Origin of the sequence: uncultured Treponema sp. (assembly GCF_934725225.1) — a bacterium.
In the GTDB taxonomy this organism is placed as follows: domain Bacteria; phylum Spirochaetota; class Spirochaetia; order Treponematales; family Treponemataceae; genus Treponema_D.
In genome coordinates this window covers 323,365-342,281 of the sequence record NZ_CAKVAM010000003.1, presented here as the reverse complement: position 1 = coordinate 342,281, position 18,917 = coordinate 323,365, and the positions used below count along the sequence as shown (strand labels likewise).

The following is an 18,917-nucleotide window of genomic DNA, read 5'->3' as shown; positions in this document are numbered from 1 at the left end:
ATGGCCTGCGTGATAATTGTTGAGGACAACTCTCTGATTCGCGATGCTGTTTCTGGCTACCTGAAGCTTGACGGCTACAAGACGCTTGAATTCGGCGGAGTTTCGGGCGTTCTGGACGCGGTAAAAAGGGAGACGGCCGACCTTGCGATTCTTGACGTTATGCTCCCTGACGGAAGCGGATTCGCGCTCGCAAAGGAAATAAGGGCGACAAGCGACATTCCGCTTATTTTTTTGACCGCAAAGGATTCCGAGTCCGACAGAATTTTAGGATTCGAACTTGGCGCGGACGACTACATATGCAAGCCTTTCTCGGCAAAGGAGCTTGTTCTTCGTGTTCACGCGCTTTTAAGAAGAAGCGGAAAAACAGACAGCGGAAAAAGCACTGCTTCGGGCGAATGGAAGAGCGGAAACTCGACCGTTATTATTGACGAGGCGAAGCACAGCGTGAGCGTTGACGGAAACGCTGCGGAGCTTACTTCAACAGAATGGAAAATCCTCTTGTATCTTGCGTCGAACGCGGGGCAGGTTGTCTCGCGTGAGCAGCTTTTGGGCGAATGCCTGAACTATTTTTTTGAAGGCTCGGAGAGAACGATAGACACACACATGGCGAACTTGCGCTCAAAAATCGGGCAGCAGTGGATTTCAACCGTAAGGGGCTTCGGCTACAGGTTCAGCGGAATAAAGGCGGATTCCAAAAAATAGAAAATGAAGTCGATTTTTGCACGGATTCTTACAGGATTTATCGCCGCCTCTTTTGCCGTAATCGCCGCGATGTCCGTAATTTTTACGGTGTCGGTGAGCCGCTCGATAAACGACTGGAACGCGGACAAAAGGGACGACTTTGTCTCTCTGATTCTTCCGGCAATCTCAAAAACGTACAGGCTTACGGGAAGCCTTTCCGCTTCCGAGCTTGAAAAAGCCGTAATGCCTTACACAACGGATTCTCTTTACATCTACATTTTTGACAGGAACAAAAAGCCCGTTCTTCTTCTTGAAAAAGGAAAGGTCAGCACTCAGGACGAAGTTGAAAAATCGGTCGGCTCGCTTTCAACTTTCCTATCGCTCAATTCTCCTGTCCAGATAAAGGACGGCGGCGAGACAATAGGCTATCTTTGCGCGGACAACGTCGGGTTTCTGGCGTACAAGGCGAACAGAATTTTTGTCTCCACAATGGAAAAAGGGCTTTTTGCAGGAATCGCTCTTGCAGTTTCAATCACGATTGCTCTTTCCGTTCTGATTTCGACGATGCTCTCAAAAAAGGCGCGCTCTCTTGCAGACTACATCTCTTCCCCGGACTTGATGAAAAAGGACATGGCGGCTCTTGGCGTGAACGAGTTCGACAGGATTCTGGATTCGGTCAAAAAGCTGAAGGCACGGCTTTTGCACGAGGAGACTTTGCGCAGGCAGTGGATGCAGGACATCTCGCACGATTTGCGCACTCCGCTTACGGCGGTGAAAATGCAGGTTGAGGGAATGAACGACGGAGTTCTTGAGGCTACGGCAGAGCGTTTTTCCGCCCTTTACTCCGAGCTTACGCTGATTGAAAAACTCGTGTGGAATCTTCAGGACTTGAGCCGCTTTGAGTCCCCGGAAATGAAAATTTCGCCTGCGGACGTGAACGCATGGAAATTTGCAGACGATGTCTCATCCCGGTTTGCGCTCCTTGCAAAAAAGAAGAACATAAAATTCAGCGTGGAAAAAAATTGCGCAAAAGACTTTGACTTTAAGGCAGACCCGCTTCTTCTTATGCGGTGCGTCTCGAATCTTCTGCAGAACGCGTTCCAGTACACGGCGGACGGCGGCGAGGTTACGCTTGAAATTGAAGAACAGGCTGAAAAACGCGCGAAAATCTCCGTGCTTAACACAGGCGCAATCAGTGAGGAAGACATTCCCCACGTTTTCGACCGGCTTTACCGCGGCGACCGCTCAAGAAGCACGGCAGGCTCTGGGCTTGGACTTTCAATCGCGCAGGCAATCGCAAGCCTCCACGGCGGAAAAATCGAAGTGCAGAACACAAAAACTGAAAAAGGCGAGAATTGTGTGTGCTTTTCGGTGGCGGTGTAGGGTTTTTACGCAATGGCCAAACGCACTTTTAACTCGTTCGAAAACTTTCACGGCCTGCCCAGCGTACTTTTGGCTCGTTCGGAAAAATTTACGAGTTGCCCAACGCATTTTTTGGTCGTTCGGAAAATTTTGTGAGCCGCCCAACGCACTTTTAACTCGTTCGAAAACTTTTACGAGCTTCTCAGCGTATTTTGGGCTCATGCAAAAATTTTATTTTCTTCTCATCGCTTACACAAAATCAAAAAATCTGCTAGGATAGGCGAAATTAAAAATTCAAATGCAATCTAACGAGCAGCCAAAAGCGTAAGTCCAGTTCGGGCGCGTTTTTAGGCTGCTTTTTTTGTTTAATGGATTGTGTTTTTTTTCTTGAGGTGAATTATGAAAAATTATGATTTGGGGAGCGAGAAAATCGGGCGGCTTGTGCGGCATTTCGCCGTTCCGTGTGTAATCAGCATGCTGGTTGCGGCTTTGTACAATATTGTTGACCAGATTTTTATCGGGTGGAGCAGTGCGGGCGCATTCGGAAACGCGGCGACCAATATCGTCTATCCCTTTACAGTTCTGGCTTTGGGACTTTCGCTTCTTGTGGGAGACGGCTCGGCGGCGATGTTCAGCCTTTCGCTCGGCGAGAAGAACAGGGAAAAGGCGGACAAGTGCGTTGGAACTGGATTTTCGTTTCTGGTTATTCTTTCGGTTTTGCTTTGCGCTTTTGGATTTTTGTTCAAGAACCAGATTCTTGCGGTTTTCGGCGCGAATCCAAGTGAAAAGCTCTGCTACGATTTTGCGAACGAGTATTTTACGGTGATCTGCATGGGGCTTCCTTTCTATATGATTGGCCAGGGATTGAACGGCGCAATCCGTGCGGACGGCTCGCCGAAATTCGCGATGACTTGCACTCTTGTTGGCGCGGTTTCGAACATTATTCTTGATCCGGTTTTTATTTTCGTCTTTGGAATGGGCGTGAAAGGTGCTGCGATTGCGACTGTAATCGGGCAGATTTTGACTTTTGCGATGAGCATTTTTTACATTTTCCGCTCAAAGAATTTCCGCCTCAGCCTTAAATGTCTTAAGCCTGATTTTATTTTGCTTGCCCGAATTTCAATGATTGGAATGGCGTCTCTTATTGTTCAGCTTTCAATCGTGATAGTAATCGCCGTGAACAACAATCTTCTTTCAAAATACGGCTACGGAACTTTCGCAAGCACCGGCGAGGCTTTCGGCTCTGTGATTCCGCTTGCGGTCGTTGGAATCGTTATGAAAGTTTTCGGAATTGTTATTTCCGTTGTGATTGGAATCAGCTTGGGCGGCCAGCCGATTATCGGATTCAATATGGGAGCCGGAAACTTTGCGCGCGTAAAGGAAACTGCCCGTGTAATTCTTCGTCTTGTGCTTGCAATCGGCGCTGTGGTTTTCCTGATTTTTGAATTCCTTCCGGATTTGGTGATTTCAATTTTCGGAAAAGGCAACCCGCCTGAATATATTGAATATGCGCGGCTTTGCGTAAGAATCTTTTTGAGCGGAATCATAATGACATGCTTCATAAAGTCCTCGGCGATAATCTTGCAGTCAATCGGAAAAAGCGGAAAATCAACGCTTCTCGCTTTGCTCCGAGACGTGATAGTTTTTGTTCCGGCTTCAATTATTCTTGCCACCGTGAGCAAAAATATTGTGACAATGCTCTGGAGCGCGCTCATAAGCGATGCAGTTTCGTTCGTGGTTGCTGTGATTTTTCTGCGCGCGGAAATGGGGAAGATGGAATGCAATTTGTAATGATTAATGCTTAATGCGTTAGGGATTGTAGCACCTGTGGAGCAGTCCTGTAGCGTAGCGCAAGGATGAGCGGATAGCGAAGTGCGGAAAGCCCGACCTGCCGCAAGGCAGGGAACGCAAAAAAAAATCCCGGCTTCACATTGTGAAAACCGGGTTCTGTTAAAAGTTATCTGTTTGTAAAACTTTTGATATTGTTATATTGAAGCCTTGCATAGATTTCTTTTGTCCAAGTGTTAAGTATGTCGGCGTCAGATTTGTCAACGTTCGACGGAAGCTTTGTTTTTACAGCTTTGTTGTAGTTTTCTGCGGCAGTATTGTAATCTTTTGAGTTTAGCGCGACTTCGGCTTTTGTAAGATAAGCGGCTTTTTTCTGAACTTGAGGATTGTTTGAAAGTTTTGCAGTATTTTTCTTGGCATTGTTTGTTTCTGTTTGTTCGATTGCCTGAGTTTGTTCTGTTGTCTGTGAATTGTTTTTTCCGCCGACTCTGCCTTCAATTCCATTTACAAGGCTTTTCCATTTCTGGGCGAAGCAAGATGAAGCTGAAACCATGAGCGCAACTAGTACAACTTTCGATTTTTTTGATAAATACATAATAACTCCTAAAAACATTATGTTATTTTATAAAGTCTTTTTATATAAAACTACTTTTTATGGAAATTGTCAATTAAGGAAAATTCGAAGAAATAAGTCGGCCGAAACTTCTATGGGCATTAAAATAACGTTTGCTGATTTTATGTAATTTCTCGAAGCGTTATTTTAACGCTGACCGACCGCAGATGATTTCTCTAAACGTTATAGTAATGTTCCCCGACATGACATAATTTCTTCAAACGTTATTTTGATTTTCCTTGACCGCAAGCAATTTCAGCTAGCGTTATTTTAACGTTTGCTGTCCGCACACGATTTCTGCTTGCGTTATCGTAACGTTCTTTGCCAGCAAGTAATTTTTCAAAACGTTACGGTTCTTGCTTTTCCGCTGTGTATCTTGCCCGCGCGCCACCAATGAGTTTCGGCCGTGAGTAAGCCGCCGTAACGTAAGCCTTGCCGACGAATTTCTGCTCCGGGTGGACTGGAACCGCGACTTCTTTCAAGTGCATTCCAATCAGCGTGCTTCCAATGTCGATTCCAGCCGCCGCCTTTATATGCTCAACGACGACCGGCTCCTTGAATCCGTAGTAAGCCGCAGTCGCAAACGAGCCGCCTCCGTGAATCCACGGAACAACGCTCACCTCGTCAAGTCCGTATTTTTCTGCGCACTCGCACTCAACAACAAGCGCGCGGTTTAAATGCTCACAGCACTGGCACGCAAGAAAAATTCCTTTTTCAGACAAAATTCTGTTTGCAGTCTCAAAAATCGCTTTTCCGATTTCCGCGCTCGAGTCCTTTCCGATTGAGCCGCCCGCAACTTCGCTCGTCGAGCAGCCGATTACAAAAACCGAGCCGGCTTTCTGCGGATGGGAATCGAGCAGCTCAGCGATTATCTTTTCCGTCTGGCGTGAAATTTCAGAAAGAGTTGCATTTTTATTTTCGTTCGTATTCATAATAAAAAGATTATAGCGAAATTTTGCGGCTTTAGAAACAAGTTGCGTGTTCTATAACTTCCGCCAGATTTCTGCTATAATCTCCGCATGATTCAGATTTTTGGGACGACAAGGAATTTTGACACAAAAAAGGCGCAGATGTGGTTCAAGGAGCGGCGGATTCCTTTTCAGTTTGTTGATTTAAAGGAAAAAGCTATGAGCCGGGGCGAATTTGAAAGCGTTGTGGATTCACTTTCGCGCGCGGCTGGCTCACGTGCGGATGCGGTCGAGCTTTTGGCGGACAAAAAATCAAAAGACTACGCTTCGTTCGCATATCTTGATGACGCTAACAAGGAAGAAAAACTTTTTGAAAACCAGCTTTTGATGAAACTTCCGGTTTGCCGTAACGGAAAAATGCTGCGACCTGCGGACTTGAACCAAAAATCTGGGAAAACTGGAAATGACATCATCTGAGTCAGATTCAAAAAATCTTTTTGACAAAAATCTTCCGCGATGCAATTGGTGCAACCTTAAAAATCCGAAATATATTGACTACCACGACAATGAATGGGGAAGTTTCAGCGAAAAAAGCACGGACGACAAATATCTTTTTGAAATGCTGACGCTCGAAAGTTTTCAGGCGGGGCTTTCATGGGAATGTGTCTTGAACAAGCGTGAAGATTTCCGTTCTGCCTACGACGGATTCGACCTTGAAAAAGTCTGTGGCTACGGCGAGGAAAAAATCGCTGAACTTTTGGCAAATCCAAAAATCATAAGAAACCGGCTAAAAATAAAGTCGAGCATTTCAAACGCAAGAATTTTCAGGACGATTTGCCTTGAATACGGAAGTTTCTTTAGTTTCATAAAAAAGTTTTTGGACGAATATTTATGCAATGACTCCGTGGCAGAAAAGAAGAATACAAAAATCGAAATCATTGAGGAAAATTCTAAGAACAAATCCGATTTTTCCGGAATAAAAATAATTCACGAGACAGGCAAGGCGACGAACGGTCTTTCAGACTCAATCTCCGCAGAACTAAAAAAACGCGGAATGAAATTCATGGGAAGCACAATTGTCTATTCATTCTTGCAGGCAATCGGCGTAATTTTTTCGCATGGGGAAGAATGCTTTTTGTTCAGGGATTGAAAAAAATAATCCGCCACAGTCTGTTTTTTCCGCGGCGGATTTTGTTTGTTGTTGCCTGATATGCTCGGGCAATTTTATTTTAAAAGATATTCGACTGTAGTTACAACGCGGATTGTCTTTTTTTCCTGAAGGTCTTCGGCGGCGTTCTCTATGCTGAAAAATCCCTGGGTTGCTTTTTTGATTTTTCCGACTTTGCTTCCGGAGTCATGCGCAAATTGTTCTGCTGCTGTGCGCGCATTTTTTGTCGCTTCGGCAATCATCTTCGGCTTTATGTCATTCAGTTTTGTAAATTCAAAAGAAATCTTGCTGTTGTAGTCTTTTGAAACTGCGATTCCGCTGCTCATCAGGTCAAGGGAATCGTCCTGCGCTTTTTTTACTTCAGCAACTTTTGAGGAGCGAACAAGAACTACGGTCTGCGCAATGTAAGTGTAAAGAATTTTATTCTGATCCATGTACGGATTGACAGTGTTGTCAGTTATGCTTGGCGACTGAACCGTGTAGTCTTCTTCGGAAAGTCCGTGGCTTGCAAGATATTCCTTTACAGTCTGAGTTTTTGCCAGAATGTCCTTCTGAAGCTGCGGAAGGCTGTTTGCTCCAAGCGTGAATGTGAGCGGCCAAAGAGCAAGGTCAGCATCGACTTCTTTTTCTGCAAGTCCGCGCACCGTAACAGTCCTGTCAGGTCTTGCGATTTTTGAAAGTCCCACGGAAACAATCGCCGCCGAAACAACAAGCGAAACCGATACAGCCAGAATAAATGCCTTTAGTTCTTTCATTTTTTCCTCCGAATATTTTATGCTTTAAATATAATAAATTGAATATAAAAAATCAGCATAAAACTGCGAATATAAAATTTTTTAAGATTACATTTGCTAAACAACTTTGCGTGCAAAAAGTTTCAGCAGTTCTCTTTTTGGTTTTACAGAATATTCATGGCGGTCCGGCAAGCACCTTCGGCACTTGCCGTCGCTATGTCCGCCCTTCGCTAACCGCTCATTCTTGGGTAATTTCGACAGGCTCAATCACCCAAGAACTTCGGGGCTTCCAGCGCTACCGCATCCGCCTACAAAAGTTCTTTCACTTTGCCTAAAACTTCCACGTCCGCTGGAAGCCATTTTACGCTTTCAAGTTTTTCCGCGGAAAGCCAGACCGCGTTCTCGTGCTCCAAAAGTGTCAGATTCCCGGAAACAACCGAGCACAAAAAACATTCCATTTTCAAGTGAAAGGCAGGGTAGTCGTATTCAGCCGTGCAGAGTTTTCGTTCCGCCCTGATTTCCGTCGCAAGCTCCTCGCGGATTTCGCGCACAACCGCCTGTTCCGCGCTTTCGCCTGCCTCAATCTTTCCGCCCGGAAATTCCCACCAGTCCTTCCATTCGCCGTATCCGCGCTGTGTCGCAAAAATCTGCTTTTCGCCCTCGCTCGTGTTTCGGAGAATTACCGCCGCGGAAACGTGGATTTGTTTGAGTGGGGAAGTTTTGTTTTGTGAAGTTTTTTGAGTTGTTGACTTGAGATGTTCTGTTTCGTTATTCATACTTATAAAATATAACTTTTTAGGATAATTTTACAGGAGTTGTTGAGTTTTATCAGATTTCTTTCAGCGCGTTTTTTTACAGAATCCTTTCTATAATCTTAGGTGAATAAACGCTTATGTCATCGTTTTCTTCTGCGCAAACAGCTGTAATTCCAGATTCAAAATATCTTGTTATTTTTGCTTTTGCCAGATAATAGTAATCTGCGTGGAATCCATTTGCCGGAGAAAAATCTTTTCTATACAAGAGTGAAAGTTTCTTTGCAAGCACATCTTTTGAAACAAGCTCAATGCTTTCAATTTCTGCTTCCCATGGTTCTAAATGGTTAAAAACAAATCCAAGTTCTGTTTTGCAATTTCTTATATCGGTTGTTGTAAGTCTTAAATATTTTGCCTTATTTGTTTCTTTATGAAGTGTATAGACTTTTCCGTTTTTGATTGCATAAAAATAAAAGTAGAAACAAAAATTTTTTCCGCTCATAAAATCATCAAGAGAATTCGGAATAAAGCCATTTGCTTTTAGAAAATTCAGATACTCATTCCTGATAAAACCAATCATCTGATATTCACTCTTTTGCTGCTTTGAAATAACTGCGGCTTTTTCTTCGGACGGAGAGCGAATCACTATGTTTTCAAAATATTCTTTTCTGTATTGTCGGCTTGATTCTTTTGCCTTGAATTCTAGAATTGCGGAAATGAATTCCTTGAGTGCTTTTTGACCTGCGTTTTTATTTCCTGGGCGAATGGCGAATGCCCCGACTCCAGGAAGAATTTCATCATAAACAGAAGTTTGCTCATTTTTATTCTCTTTGCTGTTGTTGCCCGGATAAAGAACATAGCTTCCAACTGTCCGGCGGATTGCGTCATTGTATGTGTGCATTTTTAGCAAGTCGCCGCGTTTGTACGTGTTTACCACAGAGTCATTTTTTTCCTGAGCAAGTTCTTCGCTTTCTTTTTCTGAAATTTTGGAGATGTCAGATTCAAAATTTTCTGTATCTGGCATTTTTTTATCAGAATTTATAAATTGAGTTAAATCCTGAATTCTGTATTTTGCATCAAAATGAATGTACGAAACATCTCCTTCTTTTATAGCATCGTTTTCTTTCTTATATTTATTCGGAAAAACTGCGATTGTGTAATCAGGTCTGAATGGGCGGGAATATGAGCCCCAATAAACTGATGTGCTGAATTGTGTCGGCAAAAATGTTCTGTTGTAATAAAGATTCACTGTAAGATTCTGTTTTTCGAATAAAAAAGTTTGAACAGAAGTGTTTCCTTGCTGTAGTGAGATTGTGAGTCCGTTAGTGTCGTTTACAAACTGGCGGAAGGGTTCTAATTCTTCCGTATTTTTTTCTTTTCCGGAAAGTTCACGCAGAATTTTTCTTAGCTCAAAAAACAGCCAGTATTCATATAGCAGGGCGGTATTTTTGGATTCCCCTAAATAGATGTCATCTTTTCCTTTCCATGAAAGTTGCAAAGCCAAATCCATCATTGAAAAAGCGTTAAAAATCTGACTGTAGCCTTCGCGTTTTTCAAGAATCTGATTGTTCGCAGGAAAAAAATCAAGTTCATTTATGTCATCAAAAAATGAATCGCACAAGATTTCATCGATTGTGCTGATAATTTTTTGCGCTTCTAATTTCAGTTCTTTCCCGCTGTTGTCAAATTCAACTTTTTCAAGAACTTTGCCGCATATTTCTGAAAAAGTGAGTAACGCGAATTTTATGAACCGATTTGCGGAAGTGTCAAAACTGTCGTATTTTCTGGAAACTGAAATTTCTGATGGAACATAATTTCCTGATTTTGTCTTTGTCCAGCACCTGCTGTTTGCAAAAGGAGAAGAATAAAATTTGTTTGACGGGATTCCGCTTCCAAAAGGTTTCATTTCTTCTTCCTTTGCAAGAATTCTGTCCGGGTTTCTTTTTATTGAGGCAAAAAGACTTTCAAGATTGTCTGAATAGCAGAATGTGCGGAGAAAAATGAACTGCTCCAGAATACTTGATTTTCTGCTTGAGTCCTGCGAGAATGTGAGTGAGGTCGGGCTTGAATAGTCAAGCAGCAGGGCGGAACATTCATTGGCAATGGCTTTTGTAAGCTGAATATAATCTTCCTCATAGTTGATTTTATCCGGCACAACTTCAAAATCAATTTTTTTTGACTTGTTGTTTTCAAAATAAATGTAAGATTTGCCAAGATAATTTATGAACTGAAAGATTATTCTGTCATTTTCGCGTTCCAGTTTTATAAGCCTGTTGTATTCATTTGTAATGTGAGGGACAATCTCTGAAAGTTTTGTTGAACCAGCGATTTTGCAGCAGTAGCGGACAGTTTCCTTTAGCCGCAGGGAATTGATATTAAGGTCGGATTGTTTGTATTCAAAGAAAGTTTTGCTTAATTGCTTGCGTGAAATATAAAAATCAAATCTGTCTTTCGTTTCTGCAAAATCAACTTCATTCAGGTTTGTATCCGACGGAAAAATCCATGCAGAATGAGTTTTATCAATTTTACAGGAAACAGCGGCAATATTTTTCATAAGGATTTGGCGGAAAATCAGATAAAGCTTGTGTACTGGAATCTTTCAAGTTTTTCTATCATGGATTGAACTTTTGCTTGGCTTAAAATAAATTCTTCATGCTCGGAAAGTTTCGCTTTGAGTTTTGCAAGCATTTCTCCAATCTGCTTTTTGTTTCCGTGGATTTTCGGAAGAATCTTCTGCACAATCTGCTCGTCAAGAATTTTCATCGTGCTGATTTCTGAATCAAGATTTTTTGCCGCACAATAATAAAGCATGATTTCTTTTGCTGTTCTGTATGCGAATTCAAATCCTGATGGTTTTAGAATGTCGTATAATTCGCCGAGGATATTTTTGCAGTTTGTCTTTAGTTCTTCATTCGGCTCTTGTTCTGAATTGCGGATTTTTTCTGCAAGCGCGACAAAACTTTCTGCCATTCCGCCTGGAGCAGGAGAAATATCTTTTATATAGATGTTCTCAGAAAAGCATTTCAAAATATCTTCTTTTTCAGGTGAAAATTCTATTACATTCGCGCGGTCTAAAACTTTCGGGCTGAACATATAAGTTGTTTCATCAATGTTCACAGTTCCTGTTACAAAAAGGTTTTCCGGCAAGTATATTGACTCTTCAATAGAACATTCACAACCGGAGTTTTTTTTATACAAAGGAATCGGCTTTTTTGATTCCATCGCACTCAAAAAGTCGGAAAAATATCGCTCGACATGGCTTAAATTCATTTCATCCAGAATCAGAAAAAACGGAATTTGCGGGTTGGCGTTCGCGGTCTCAATAAAATTCAGCACAGCGGATTTTACATATTCACCGTTTTCGTTGTTTGCAAGAGGATTGAAGTAGCCGAGAATTTTTGTGTTGTCAGTCCAATCCGCACCTACTGGAATAATCAGAGAATTTGTAATTCCAGAATCAGTTTTCTTTTCAAACCATGAAGCAAAATCAAGCGCGATTTTTGTTTTTCCTGTGCCGCTGTTTCCTGCGAGAATTGCAAAAGGTTTTGCAAGAAGGGAAGTGATGTAGCGAACGGCATAAGGCGAGTTTTTTTGAGGAAAAGATTCTAGAGAAAAGGAACGATTTGTGTTTGTAGAAAAAACAGATTGTGTAGGTTTATTTTTCTGTAATTGAGAATATTGTAAATCATATTTGCCTGAAATCAAACATTTGTAAATGTTAATGCCTTTTGTAATTTCTGCATAATAGGAATTTTTGATTCCAGCGACTTTTATTATTTCATTTGGAGAAACATTGTCGATAATATATGGTGCGTATTCAATTCCGAACATATGAATTGAGGCAGATTTGAAATTTTCATCTGCATTCTTATACATCTCTTTAAGTATGTTGCCAAGTTCCTCTGCTGTGTATTTTGATTTTTTCCGAGGTGTTTCCTGTCCCGAAAAAGGTTCGTTTTTTGGGACAAGTCAGAACTGCTTTTTACATGAAAAAAACTTGACAAACAGAATAAAAAGTGTAAATTTTAAGCATAAACAACTTATATCAACTTATTTTGAGGTGATTTTATGATGAATGTAAGCGTAAGAATGGACAACACAACAAAGAAGGAGTTTGAAAAATTCTGCAAGGATGTAGGTCTTTCAATTTCCGGGGCGTTCAATCTGTTCGCAAAGAAAGTAATCCGCGAGCACCGTATTCCGTTTGAAATTTCTTCAGAAGATCCATTTTACAGCGAGGAGAACCAGAAACGGCCTGAGCTTTCAATTCAGCACGCAAAAGAAGGAAAACTTACAGAACACGAACTTATTGAGGAATAACCACACTTTCCCCTAGAAAAGTGTGATTACTCTTTTAATATTCCCCTGGAAAAATGCAAAAATACCTTAACTTTTCCCCTAGAAAAGTGTAATATCATTTTATGAAGCGTTTGCTGTATAAAGAATTGCTTAAATGGAAAAATTCAAACAGCCGAAATCCTCTTATTCTTGAAGGTGCCCGTCAAGTTGGAAAAACCTGGCTTTTGAAGGAATTTGCAAAAAATGAATATGAGAATTTTGTATACATAAACTGTGAGACAGAAATATCCGCAAAAAATGTGTTTTCAGATTATGACACGCAAAGAATCATTCGTTCTCTTTCTGCACTATGCGGACAGAATATTTTTCCAAAAAAAACGCTTATAATCCTTGATGAAATTCAGGTTCTTCCGGCGGCGATTACCAGCCTTAAATATTTTTGTGAAAACGCAAATGAATATCACGTTGCGGTAGCCGGTTCACTTCTTGGCGTAAAAATGCATGAGGGAACCGGTTTTCCAGTCGGAAAAGTTGACCATCTGACGCTTTATCCGCTTTCATTCAAGGAATTTCTTCTTGCAATGAACAAAGATATTCTTGTCCAGTATCTTGATGAGCATAAATGGAATGAATATTCTGCCCTAAAAACTGAATTGACTGAGCTTTTGCGTCAATATTATTTTACAGGCGGAATGCCGCTGGTGGTCCAAAAATACGTTGAAAACCAGGATTTGATTGAGGTCCGGCAGATTCAGAAAGATATTCTGCGTGACTACGAGGAAGATTTTTCCAAGCACATTCCTACAGCGGAACTGGCTAAAGTCACAGCGGTCTGGAATTCAATTCCAAGCCAGCTCGCAAAGGAAAACAAGAAATTCATCTGGGGCGCATTAAAAAAGGGAGCGCGTGCAAAAGAATTTGAGAATGCGGTTCAATGGCTGATTGACGCAGGTCTTGTCCACAAAGTTCCGCGTGTGAAAAAAATCGAGCTTCCGGTCAAGTTCTATGAGGATTTTTCGGCTTTCAAGCTGTTTTTTAATGATGTAGGCTTGCTCGGCGCCCTTTCCGATGTTCCTGCAAAAGAAATCCTTGTCAGCACAAAACTGATGACCGAATATAAAGGCGCTTTTACAGAGCAGTATGTGGCGCAGCAATATTTTTCCGCATTGAGCTCGACATATATTTTGCCTCTTTATTATTATTCAAATGAAAATTCCACATTGGAGATTGACTTCGTATTTCAAAAAGAAAATGTTTTTCCGGTTGAAGTAAAGGCTGAAGAAAATCTAAGGGCAAAATCACTCAGCACGATTCTAAAGGAAAACAATGAAATAACCGGAATCCGTTTTTCCATGTCAGACTACCGCGAGCAGGAACAGATGGTGAATGTGCCGCTTTACCTTGCATTCTGGTATTTTGAGTGGGTTTAGGTGGAAATGATAACTCAAACCCTATTTGCTAGAAAAATGTAATTGAAAATCTAAAAAAAACGCTATATTATGGTTAAGACTAATCATTTTATGAAGGGGCTAAGATAAAAACAGCCGAAACTGGCGTCTGTTTTTATCTTTACAAGTTTGCGTTGCAAACTTCATTATCAACTGTTGTTTCTCACTTCGTTGTGAAACAACTTAAAAAGTCGAATCGGAAATTGATATTTCCTCATTGACTTTTTATGGGGGCATTTTATGGAAAGTTCAAATGTAATAAGACTGTATAGCGAAATAGAAATGCTCTCTTACTCCGATCGGATTTCGTTATTAAACAAACTCCTGAATTCAATTGGATTTAATCGCTCCAAAAAAGCAAAATCTTCCTCTGAGAATTTTGATAAAGTTTTTGGTCTATGGAAAGACAGCGACATAAATATTGAAAATATCCGTCAGAAAGCATGGAGCCGGACATAATGCTGTATCTATGCGACACTTGTATTTTAATTGATTACCTTCGTGGAAAAGAAGAAGCAAGGAAACGACTTTCTAATGATAGGACAAAAGGGCTTGGAATGTCTGCTATAACTTATATGGAACTTATGATTGGAGCAAGAAATAAAAATGAAGTTATAGCCATAAAAAAGGCTTTTGCTGATTTTGAAATAATAGAATTGACAGAAGCTATTTCTGTAAAAGCTAGGAATCTAATAGAAAAGTTTGCGAAAAGTCATGGACTTCTAATTCCCGATGCTTTGATTGCAGCAACAGCACTTGAATTTGAACTTCCACTTTCAACCTTGAATATTTCAGATTTTAAATTTATTCCAAATCTAACATTGGTTTAAGGATTAAAAATGTCAGATACAGAAAACACATCTGTCCCAAAAAACGAACCTTTTTCGGGACAGAATACACATCGGAAAAAATCAAAAGCCAACTACACATTTTTAGACAAATATATTGGCGAAAAAAGTTTTGATGAAAACTACGCGCTTTTAAGTCATTATATCCAGCTTCAAGATTCCATTGCTGGTGAAAAATACAGAAAAATTCTTGAGCAAAACGGACTTGATGTTTCAAAGTTTCCAGAAACAGATGATTTCAATGCAAGACTTGATGTTCCGTTTGGTACACCAAAAAATCCATCGTTTACTTTTGTTGATTTGTTTGCTGGAATCGGCGGATTCCGGCTTGCGATGCAGTCCTGTGGCGGTCAGTGTGTTTTTTCCTCTGAATGGGACGACGCCGCAAAGCAGACTTATTTTGAAAATTATGGAGAAGTTCCGTTCGGCGATATTACAAAACCGGAAACGAAAGATTTGATTCCACAAAAATTTGACGTGCTGTGCGCTGGTTTTCCATGCCAGGCTTTTTCAATTGCCGGTTATCAAAAAGGATTTGCCGATGTCCGCGGAACTTTGTTTTTTGATGTTGCGGATATTTTAGAGAAACATCGTCCAAAGGCATTTTATCTTGAGAATGTAAAAAACTTGAAGTCGCATGACGAAGGGAGGACTTTTGCAAAGATAATGGACGTTCTGAAAAATCGGCTTGGTTATATCGTTGACTCAAAAATCATGAATCCGTGTGAATATGCAAATGTTCCTCAGAACCGCGAGCGAATTTTTATAGTCGGCTTTGACCCGAATCAAATTGAGGTTCCTGAAAGATATTTTTGCAATGGACAGTTTGAATTTCCTTTTCCTAGAAAAATCAATTTGACAAAAAATATTCATGATGTGATAGATGATTCTATTGGAACGGAAAATCTTTTTTACAAAGAAAACCATCTCTATTACGAAAAAATGAAAGATGTGATTGTAAACCCGAACACGGTTTATCAGTGGCGCAGAGTTTATATCCGCGAGAATAAAAGCGGAGTCTGCCCGACGTTGACAGCAAACATGGGCGAGGGCGGACACAATGTTCCGATTGTCCGGACTTCAAAAGGAATCAGAAAATTAACGCCTGAAGAATGTCTTGGATTTCAAGGATTTCCAGTTGATATAAAAAATCCATTCCGATTTCCGGACACAATTGCGCAAAGCAAGAAATATAAGCAGGCAGGAAACAGCGTGACAGAGCCCTTGATAGAGCGCGTAGCAAGAAATGTAATTCAATTCGTGAGGGAGAATGAGAGATGAATTTTATGGATGAATGGAAACAAAATAAGGAGTATTTTTCCTTGCTTGAACTTATGGCGCGCCTTTCAAATCTTTTTAGCGACAGCTCAATTCCATTCTTGCATTACAGGGTTACTGAAAATCTTTTCTGTAAGTATTATAAAGCGGAAAATCTTTCGCGCTCAGATACAGCTTACGATGCAAAAAATGGCTCGTTTGGAGTCGGAATAAAAACTTTTACTTTGGCAAATAATGCAAGCACAGAAAAGGTCGCAGAATTTAATTCAATAAGTTCAGAATTGAAAAAATATAAAGGATATGATTTAGCCTATCAGCTTGCAGTCGCACGCAATGAAAGAATGATGCTGGGCCAGCGGCTTTATGGCATTTCAGATGGCTGCTATCACATTATCGGCCGGGTTGAGAATGGCCTTACAGTTTTTAACTCTTCCTATCCTCTTTTAAATACAGAAAAAATTCATGTAATAAAAGATACAGAAAAATCGCTTCAATTTGATGACGGAAAAGAGTTCTATAATTTCAATTATTCAAAAAGTACTTTGTTCAAGCATTTTGAAGTTCCTGAAGATTCCAAAGAAAAACAAGAAATTTCAGTTTCTATTATCCAAGATCCTTATGAGCTTCTTCGGAAACTTATTGACACAGAGGATTATGAAGGCAAATACACAGATATTTACAATATTCATAAAGTAATCCACGAGCAAGTCGCAAGCTTCAAAAAGCAATTAAGGTTTGGAATTGACTATGTGTATCTGCCGCTTTATTCAGAAAGACTAAAAGAAGTTCCTTTAAAATCTGGTCTGAACCAATGGAACGCAGGCGGCAGAGCACGGGATGCAAATGAGATTTATATCCCGATTCCTCTTTCTATTCACCATGATTTTCCAGCTTTTTTCCCTCCGCGTGATACTCCATTTACACTTCATCTTCCAAACGGTTCTTCAATGTCTGCAAAAATCTGTCAGGACGGCGGAAAAGCGCTTATGTCAAATCCGAATAAAGAATTAGGAAAATGGCTTTTGCGGGATGTTCTTCACCTTAAAGAAGGCGAGCTTTTGACAATGGAAAAACTCAATCTCTTTGGCTTTGACAGCGTGATTATTACAAAAAACGATTCAGAAAATTTCAAAATAGATGTCCGGAGACGAAGTGAGAATGAATGATTTTTTCTCCCTATTAAAACGACATGGAGAGTTACAGAAGATTGGAATTTGACTTTAGCCAATAAGTCTGTTTCTTTATCCCTCCGCCTTCCTGAAAAACGAAGTCCTTACAGGAAAAATGGCTTAACCTCCCTATAATTCCAAATTCCCACCTTCCATTCTGTCTGTACATATTTCCCAGCTTGGCTGTATAAGAGCCCCAGTTTGATTGTGCTTACGCCCCAGACAAGTTGTATAAGCACTACAGTTTGTCTGGGCTTGCTATACAGTTTGTCTGTAGTGTAAGAATTTTTTTTTGAATATTTAGCCTAAATTTCGAGTTTTATAATTTTATGTCATTATCGGGCTTGACCCTGCGATGTTTCTGAAAGAAACTCGGTTGATAATCTATTGAAAATTTCCAACAGATTCCTGATCGAGTTTACTGCGTAAACATCGCAGTGTCGTAGCACGGGAATGACACTTAAATTACTGTTCTTATCAAAACTCGACATTTGGGCTATTTATAATTTGTCATCGACTTGAATTTTTGTTTGGCAGTTTATGAAGCGTTTTCTATCGTTCTATAGTTTTGTCATGTTTTTTCAGTTAGATTTCCTGCCGATTGTCAAAAAGCCTTTCAGTCTCTTTTATTCTTGAGTCTAGTGTTCTGCACAAAATTTCCGCGCGCTCCGGCTCGATGTACGGATTTTTTGATATGAGCTTTCCGAAGAATTCTGGAATTCCATACAGTTTCTCAAAGTTCAAATCTGCACAGTATTCCTTGAATGGAATCCGTTTCATCTGTTCCTTCTGGTTTGGAGCGAACGGCTTTGCCTTTATTTTTAAAGATTCACGCAAGTATGGATTTCGTAATGAGAACACGCTTTCTCTGTGGAAAAATGAAGTTCCGCTGTCGAACACTGGTGCAAGACCAAGCCATTCAAGCGTGTCAGGATTCCTTAAAAAACCGAAGTTGTTGTAGTGCCTGTCGGTGTTGGCAATTATAAAGTCAACCGTGAGCATATTGCAGATTTCCTGCTTTAGTTTTTCTGTGTCTTTGAATCCCAGTTCCTGGCAGCAGTTTATCATATGGTTGAAGTTTGAAGTATTGTTGTCTTTTTTTAAAGTATTTACAATGTGCCAGGCTGGAACAAGCTCTGTCTGCGGCGACACAAAGTCTGGGCATGATGAATAAAAAGTTTCATCAGATTTTATGATTTTGTATTCAACGTGTTTTATTCCGAGCCTACCACAAATTTCGGAAGTCAAAACTTCATTGAACGGCTCCTGATAATACGGCGCGCTTCCGGCTTTTAGAAGAATCCTCTCTCCGTTGTTTATTATCCATTTTTTCTTGAGCCATCCGTCGGATGTGTTGTCCGGGGAAACAAGGTTCAGCTTGTCCGTGCTGTCTGAATTCAGAACGCCGAAGAGAGCTTTTCCTACGTCGTCTGAAAAACTGTTCTGAAAGAAATTCACATCTTTCCAGGACAGGCTGCTTGCTAAAGGCTTTGCCCAGTAGTGGTCAGAAAGGCTTAGACCGTAGCTTTTTTCTATGAGATAATCCGTGGTGATGTTTCCGAGCTGCTCAAGGGCGGTGTCAAGATTCTGGCGGCTTGCAGGAATAGAGCGGCCTTTCCACCATGAGCGGAACTGGCTTTTCAGCGTTTTTCCTTTTTCATTGTCTGGCGATATTCCAACAGGAAGATGCTCCTTGCAAATGACTTCAGAGACTTCGGAGAGTTCCTCATCCTCGGTTGAGAATCTTAAAACCGGAATATCTTTGTGGCAAAGAATGTAGTTCATTATTCTTCCTTATTAGTTACAATATATTGCAAAAACGGCTTGGTTTACAAGTTATTTTTCATGCGAAAAAATAGAGGAAAAAAT

General features: G+C 40.7%; 18 protein-coding genes. 11 read left to right on the top strand and 7 right to left on the bottom strand.

What is annotated here, in order from left to right:
• From Q0H92_RS06535 to Q0H92_RS06525, 3 genes are all read left to right on the top strand, one after another.
• Window positions 1-702 (top strand): response regulator transcription factor, encoded by a 702-nt coding sequence (locus Q0H92_RS06535; protein WP_296013104.1) that lies wholly within the window; start codon window positions 1-3, stop codon window positions 700-702.
• A 3-nt stretch (window positions 703-705) separates the two neighbouring features.
• Window positions 706-2,064 (top strand): HAMP domain-containing sensor histidine kinase, encoded by a 1,359-nt coding sequence (locus tag Q0H92_RS06530; protein ID WP_296013102.1) that lies wholly within the window; start codon window positions 706-708, stop codon window positions 2,062-2,064.
• Between the two features lie 378 nt (window positions 2,065-2,442).
• Window positions 2,443-3,834: an MATE family efflux transporter gene (locus Q0H92_RS06525; protein ID WP_296013101.1), complete on the top strand. Its 1,392-nt coding sequence runs from the start codon at window positions 2,443-2,445 to the stop codon at window positions 3,832-3,834.
• A 166-nt stretch (window positions 3,835-4,000) separates the two neighbouring features.
• On the opposite strand, the gene Q0H92_RS06520 is transcribed toward Q0H92_RS06525, so the two are convergent.
• Window positions 4,001-4,426, bottom strand: coding sequence for a hypothetical protein (locus Q0H92_RS06520; protein WP_296013099.1), 426 nt, complete (start codon window positions 4,424-4,426; stop codon window positions 4,001-4,003).
• Window positions 4,427-4,791: 365 nt separating this feature from the next.
• Window positions 4,792-5,376, bottom strand: a complete 585-nt coding sequence (locus Q0H92_RS06515; RefSeq protein WP_296013097.1) for a TIGR01440 family protein — start codon at window positions 5,374-5,376, stop codon at window positions 4,792-4,794.
• An 87-nt stretch (window positions 5,377-5,463) separates the two neighbouring features.
• Here Q0H92_RS06515 and Q0H92_RS06510 point away from each other — a divergent pair, with 87 nt between their 5' ends.
• Both Q0H92_RS06510 and Q0H92_RS06505 read left to right on the top strand, forming a co-directional pair.
• The gene (locus Q0H92_RS06510) at window positions 5,464-5,829 is read left to right on the top strand and encodes an ArsC family transcriptional regulator (RefSeq protein WP_296013095.1); all 366 of its coding nucleotides are present in this window, start codon (window positions 5,464-5,466) and stop codon (window positions 5,827-5,829) included.
• A complete protein-coding gene (locus Q0H92_RS06505) occupies window positions 5,816-6,502 on the top strand; it encodes a DNA-3-methyladenine glycosylase I (protein WP_296013094.1) in 687 nt (228 codons plus the stop codon). The genes Q0H92_RS06510 and Q0H92_RS06505 overlap by 14 nt, the downstream gene beginning before the upstream one ends.
• Window positions 6,503-6,576: 74 nt before the next feature.
• Here the strand turns inward: Q0H92_RS06505 and Q0H92_RS06500 are convergent, their stop codons facing one another.
• The 4 genes from Q0H92_RS06500 to Q0H92_RS06485 form a co-directional block, all read right to left on the bottom strand.
• On the bottom strand, window positions 6,577-7,275 hold the full coding sequence (locus Q0H92_RS06500) for an SIMPL domain-containing protein (protein ID WP_296013092.1): 699 nt from the start codon (window positions 7,273-7,275) through the stop codon (window positions 6,577-6,579).
• 287 nt (window positions 7,276-7,562) lie between these two features.
• The gene (locus Q0H92_RS06495) at window positions 7,563-8,030 is read right to left on the bottom strand and encodes a (deoxy)nucleoside triphosphate pyrophosphohydrolase (RefSeq protein ID WP_296013090.1); all 468 of its coding nucleotides are present in this window, start codon (window positions 8,028-8,030) and stop codon (window positions 7,563-7,565) included.
• 76 nt (window positions 8,031-8,106) lie between these two features.
• Window positions 8,107-10,560 carry a DUF2357 domain-containing protein gene (locus Q0H92_RS06490; protein ID WP_296013088.1) on the bottom strand — a complete coding sequence of 818 codons (2,454 nt, stop codon included), beginning with the start codon at window positions 10,558-10,560 and terminating at the stop codon, window positions 8,107-8,109.
• Between the two features lie 17 nt (window positions 10,561-10,577).
• Complete coding sequence (locus Q0H92_RS06485; RefSeq protein ID WP_296013086.1) at window positions 10,578-11,882, bottom strand: hypothetical protein; 1,305 nt, start codon at window positions 11,880-11,882, stop codon at window positions 10,578-10,580.
• Between the two features lie 192 nt (window positions 11,883-12,074).
• Between Q0H92_RS06485 and Q0H92_RS06480 the strand changes: the two genes are divergently transcribed.
• The 6 genes from Q0H92_RS06480 (at window position 12,075) to Q0H92_RS06455 (ending at window position 17,045) form a co-directional block, all read left to right on the top strand.
• Window positions 12,075-12,326 carry a type II toxin-antitoxin system RelB/DinJ family antitoxin gene (locus tag Q0H92_RS06480; protein ID WP_296013084.1) on the top strand — a complete coding sequence of 84 codons (252 nt, stop codon included), beginning with the start codon at window positions 12,075-12,077 and terminating at the stop codon, window positions 12,324-12,326.
• A 101-nt stretch (window positions 12,327-12,427) separates the two neighbouring features.
• Window positions 12,428-13,735, top strand: a complete 1,308-nt coding sequence (locus tag Q0H92_RS06475) for an AAA family ATPase (RefSeq protein WP_296013082.1) — start codon at window positions 12,428-12,430, stop codon at window positions 13,733-13,735.
• Window positions 13,736-13,993: 258 nt separating this feature from the next.
• Window positions 13,994-14,212, top strand: coding sequence for a hypothetical protein (locus Q0H92_RS06470; RefSeq protein WP_296013081.1), 219 nt, complete (start codon window positions 13,994-13,996; stop codon window positions 14,210-14,212).
• Window positions 14,197-14,583 (top strand): type II toxin-antitoxin system VapC family toxin, encoded by a 387-nt coding sequence (locus Q0H92_RS06465; protein ID WP_296013080.1) that lies wholly within the window; start codon window positions 14,197-14,199, stop codon window positions 14,581-14,583. Before Q0H92_RS06470 ends, Q0H92_RS06465 begins: the two co-directional genes overlap by 16 nt.
• A 9-nt stretch (window positions 14,584-14,592) precedes the next feature.
• On the top strand, window positions 14,593-15,882 hold the full coding sequence (dcm, locus tag Q0H92_RS06460) for a DNA (cytosine-5-)-methyltransferase (RefSeq protein WP_296013079.1): 1,290 nt from the start codon (window positions 14,593-14,595) through the stop codon (window positions 15,880-15,882).
• Window positions 15,879-17,045 carry a restriction endonuclease PLD domain-containing protein gene (locus Q0H92_RS06455; RefSeq protein ID WP_296013078.1) on the top strand — a complete coding sequence of 389 codons (1,167 nt, stop codon included), beginning with the start codon at window positions 15,879-15,881 and terminating at the stop codon, window positions 17,043-17,045. The genes dcm and Q0H92_RS06455 overlap by 4 nt, the downstream gene beginning before the upstream one ends.
• A gap of 588 nt (window positions 17,046-17,633) precedes the next feature.
• Here Q0H92_RS06455 and Q0H92_RS06450 read toward each other — a convergent pair.
• Window positions 17,634-18,833 carry a HipA domain-containing protein gene (locus tag Q0H92_RS06450; protein ID WP_296013076.1) on the bottom strand — a complete coding sequence of 400 codons (1,200 nt, stop codon included), beginning with the start codon at window positions 18,831-18,833 and terminating at the stop codon, window positions 17,634-17,636.
• Window positions 18,834-18,917: the final 84 nt, after the last annotated feature.

Excerpts from the sequence above, each read along its gene's own strand:
- Q0H92_RS06535 (WP_296013104.1), top strand. The coding sequence starts at position 1 with ATGGCCTGCGTGATAATTGTTGAGGACAACTCTCTGATTCGCGATGCT.
- Q0H92_RS06530 (WP_296013102.1), top strand. The coding sequence starts at position 706 with ATGAAGTCGATTTTTGCACGGATTCTTACAGGATTTATCGCCGCCTCT.
- Q0H92_RS06525 (WP_296013101.1), top strand. The coding sequence starts at position 2,443 with ATGAAAAATTATGATTTGGGGAGCGAGAAAATCGGGCGGCTTGTGCGG.
- Q0H92_RS06520 (WP_296013099.1), bottom strand. The coding sequence starts at position 4,426 with ATGTATTTATCAAAAAAATCGAAAGTTGTACTAGTTGCGCTCATGGTT.
- Q0H92_RS06515 (WP_296013097.1), bottom strand. The coding sequence starts at position 5,376 with ATGAATACGAACGAAAATAAAAATGCAACTCTTTCTGAAATTTCACGC.
- Q0H92_RS06510 (WP_296013095.1), top strand. The coding sequence starts at position 5,464 with ATGATTCAGATTTTTGGGACGACAAGGAATTTTGACACAAAAAAGGCG.
- Q0H92_RS06505 (WP_296013094.1), top strand. The coding sequence starts at position 5,816 with ATGACATCATCTGAGTCAGATTCAAAAAATCTTTTTGACAAAAATCTT.
- Q0H92_RS06500 (WP_296013092.1), bottom strand. The coding sequence starts at position 7,275 with ATGAAAGAACTAAAGGCATTTATTCTGGCTGTATCGGTTTCGCTTGTT.
- Q0H92_RS06495 (WP_296013090.1), bottom strand. The coding sequence starts at position 8,030 with ATGAATAACGAAACAGAACATCTCAAGTCAACAACTCAAAAAACTTCA.
- Q0H92_RS06490 (WP_296013088.1), bottom strand. The coding sequence starts at position 10,560 with ATGAAAAATATTGCCGCTGTTTCCTGTAAAATTGATAAAACTCATTCT.
- Q0H92_RS06485 (WP_296013086.1), bottom strand. The coding sequence starts at position 11,882 with ATGTATAAGAATGCAGATGAAAATTTCAAATCTGCCTCAATTCATATG.
- Q0H92_RS06480 (WP_296013084.1), top strand. The coding sequence starts at position 12,075 with ATGATGAATGTAAGCGTAAGAATGGACAACACAACAAAGAAGGAGTTT.
- Q0H92_RS06475 (WP_296013082.1), top strand. The coding sequence starts at position 12,428 with ATGAAGCGTTTGCTGTATAAAGAATTGCTTAAATGGAAAAATTCAAAC.
- Q0H92_RS06470 (WP_296013081.1), top strand. The coding sequence starts at position 13,994 with ATGGAAAGTTCAAATGTAATAAGACTGTATAGCGAAATAGAAATGCTC.
- Q0H92_RS06465 (WP_296013080.1), top strand. The coding sequence starts at position 14,197 with ATGGAGCCGGACATAATGCTGTATCTATGCGACACTTGTATTTTAATT.
- dcm (WP_296013079.1), top strand. The coding sequence starts at position 14,593 with ATGTCAGATACAGAAAACACATCTGTCCCAAAAAACGAACCTTTTTCG.
- Q0H92_RS06455 (WP_296013078.1), top strand. The coding sequence starts at position 15,879 with ATGAATTTTATGGATGAATGGAAACAAAATAAGGAGTATTTTTCCTTG.
- Q0H92_RS06450 (WP_296013076.1), bottom strand. The coding sequence starts at position 18,833 with ATGAACTACATTCTTTGCCACAAAGATATTCCGGTTTTAAGATTCTCA.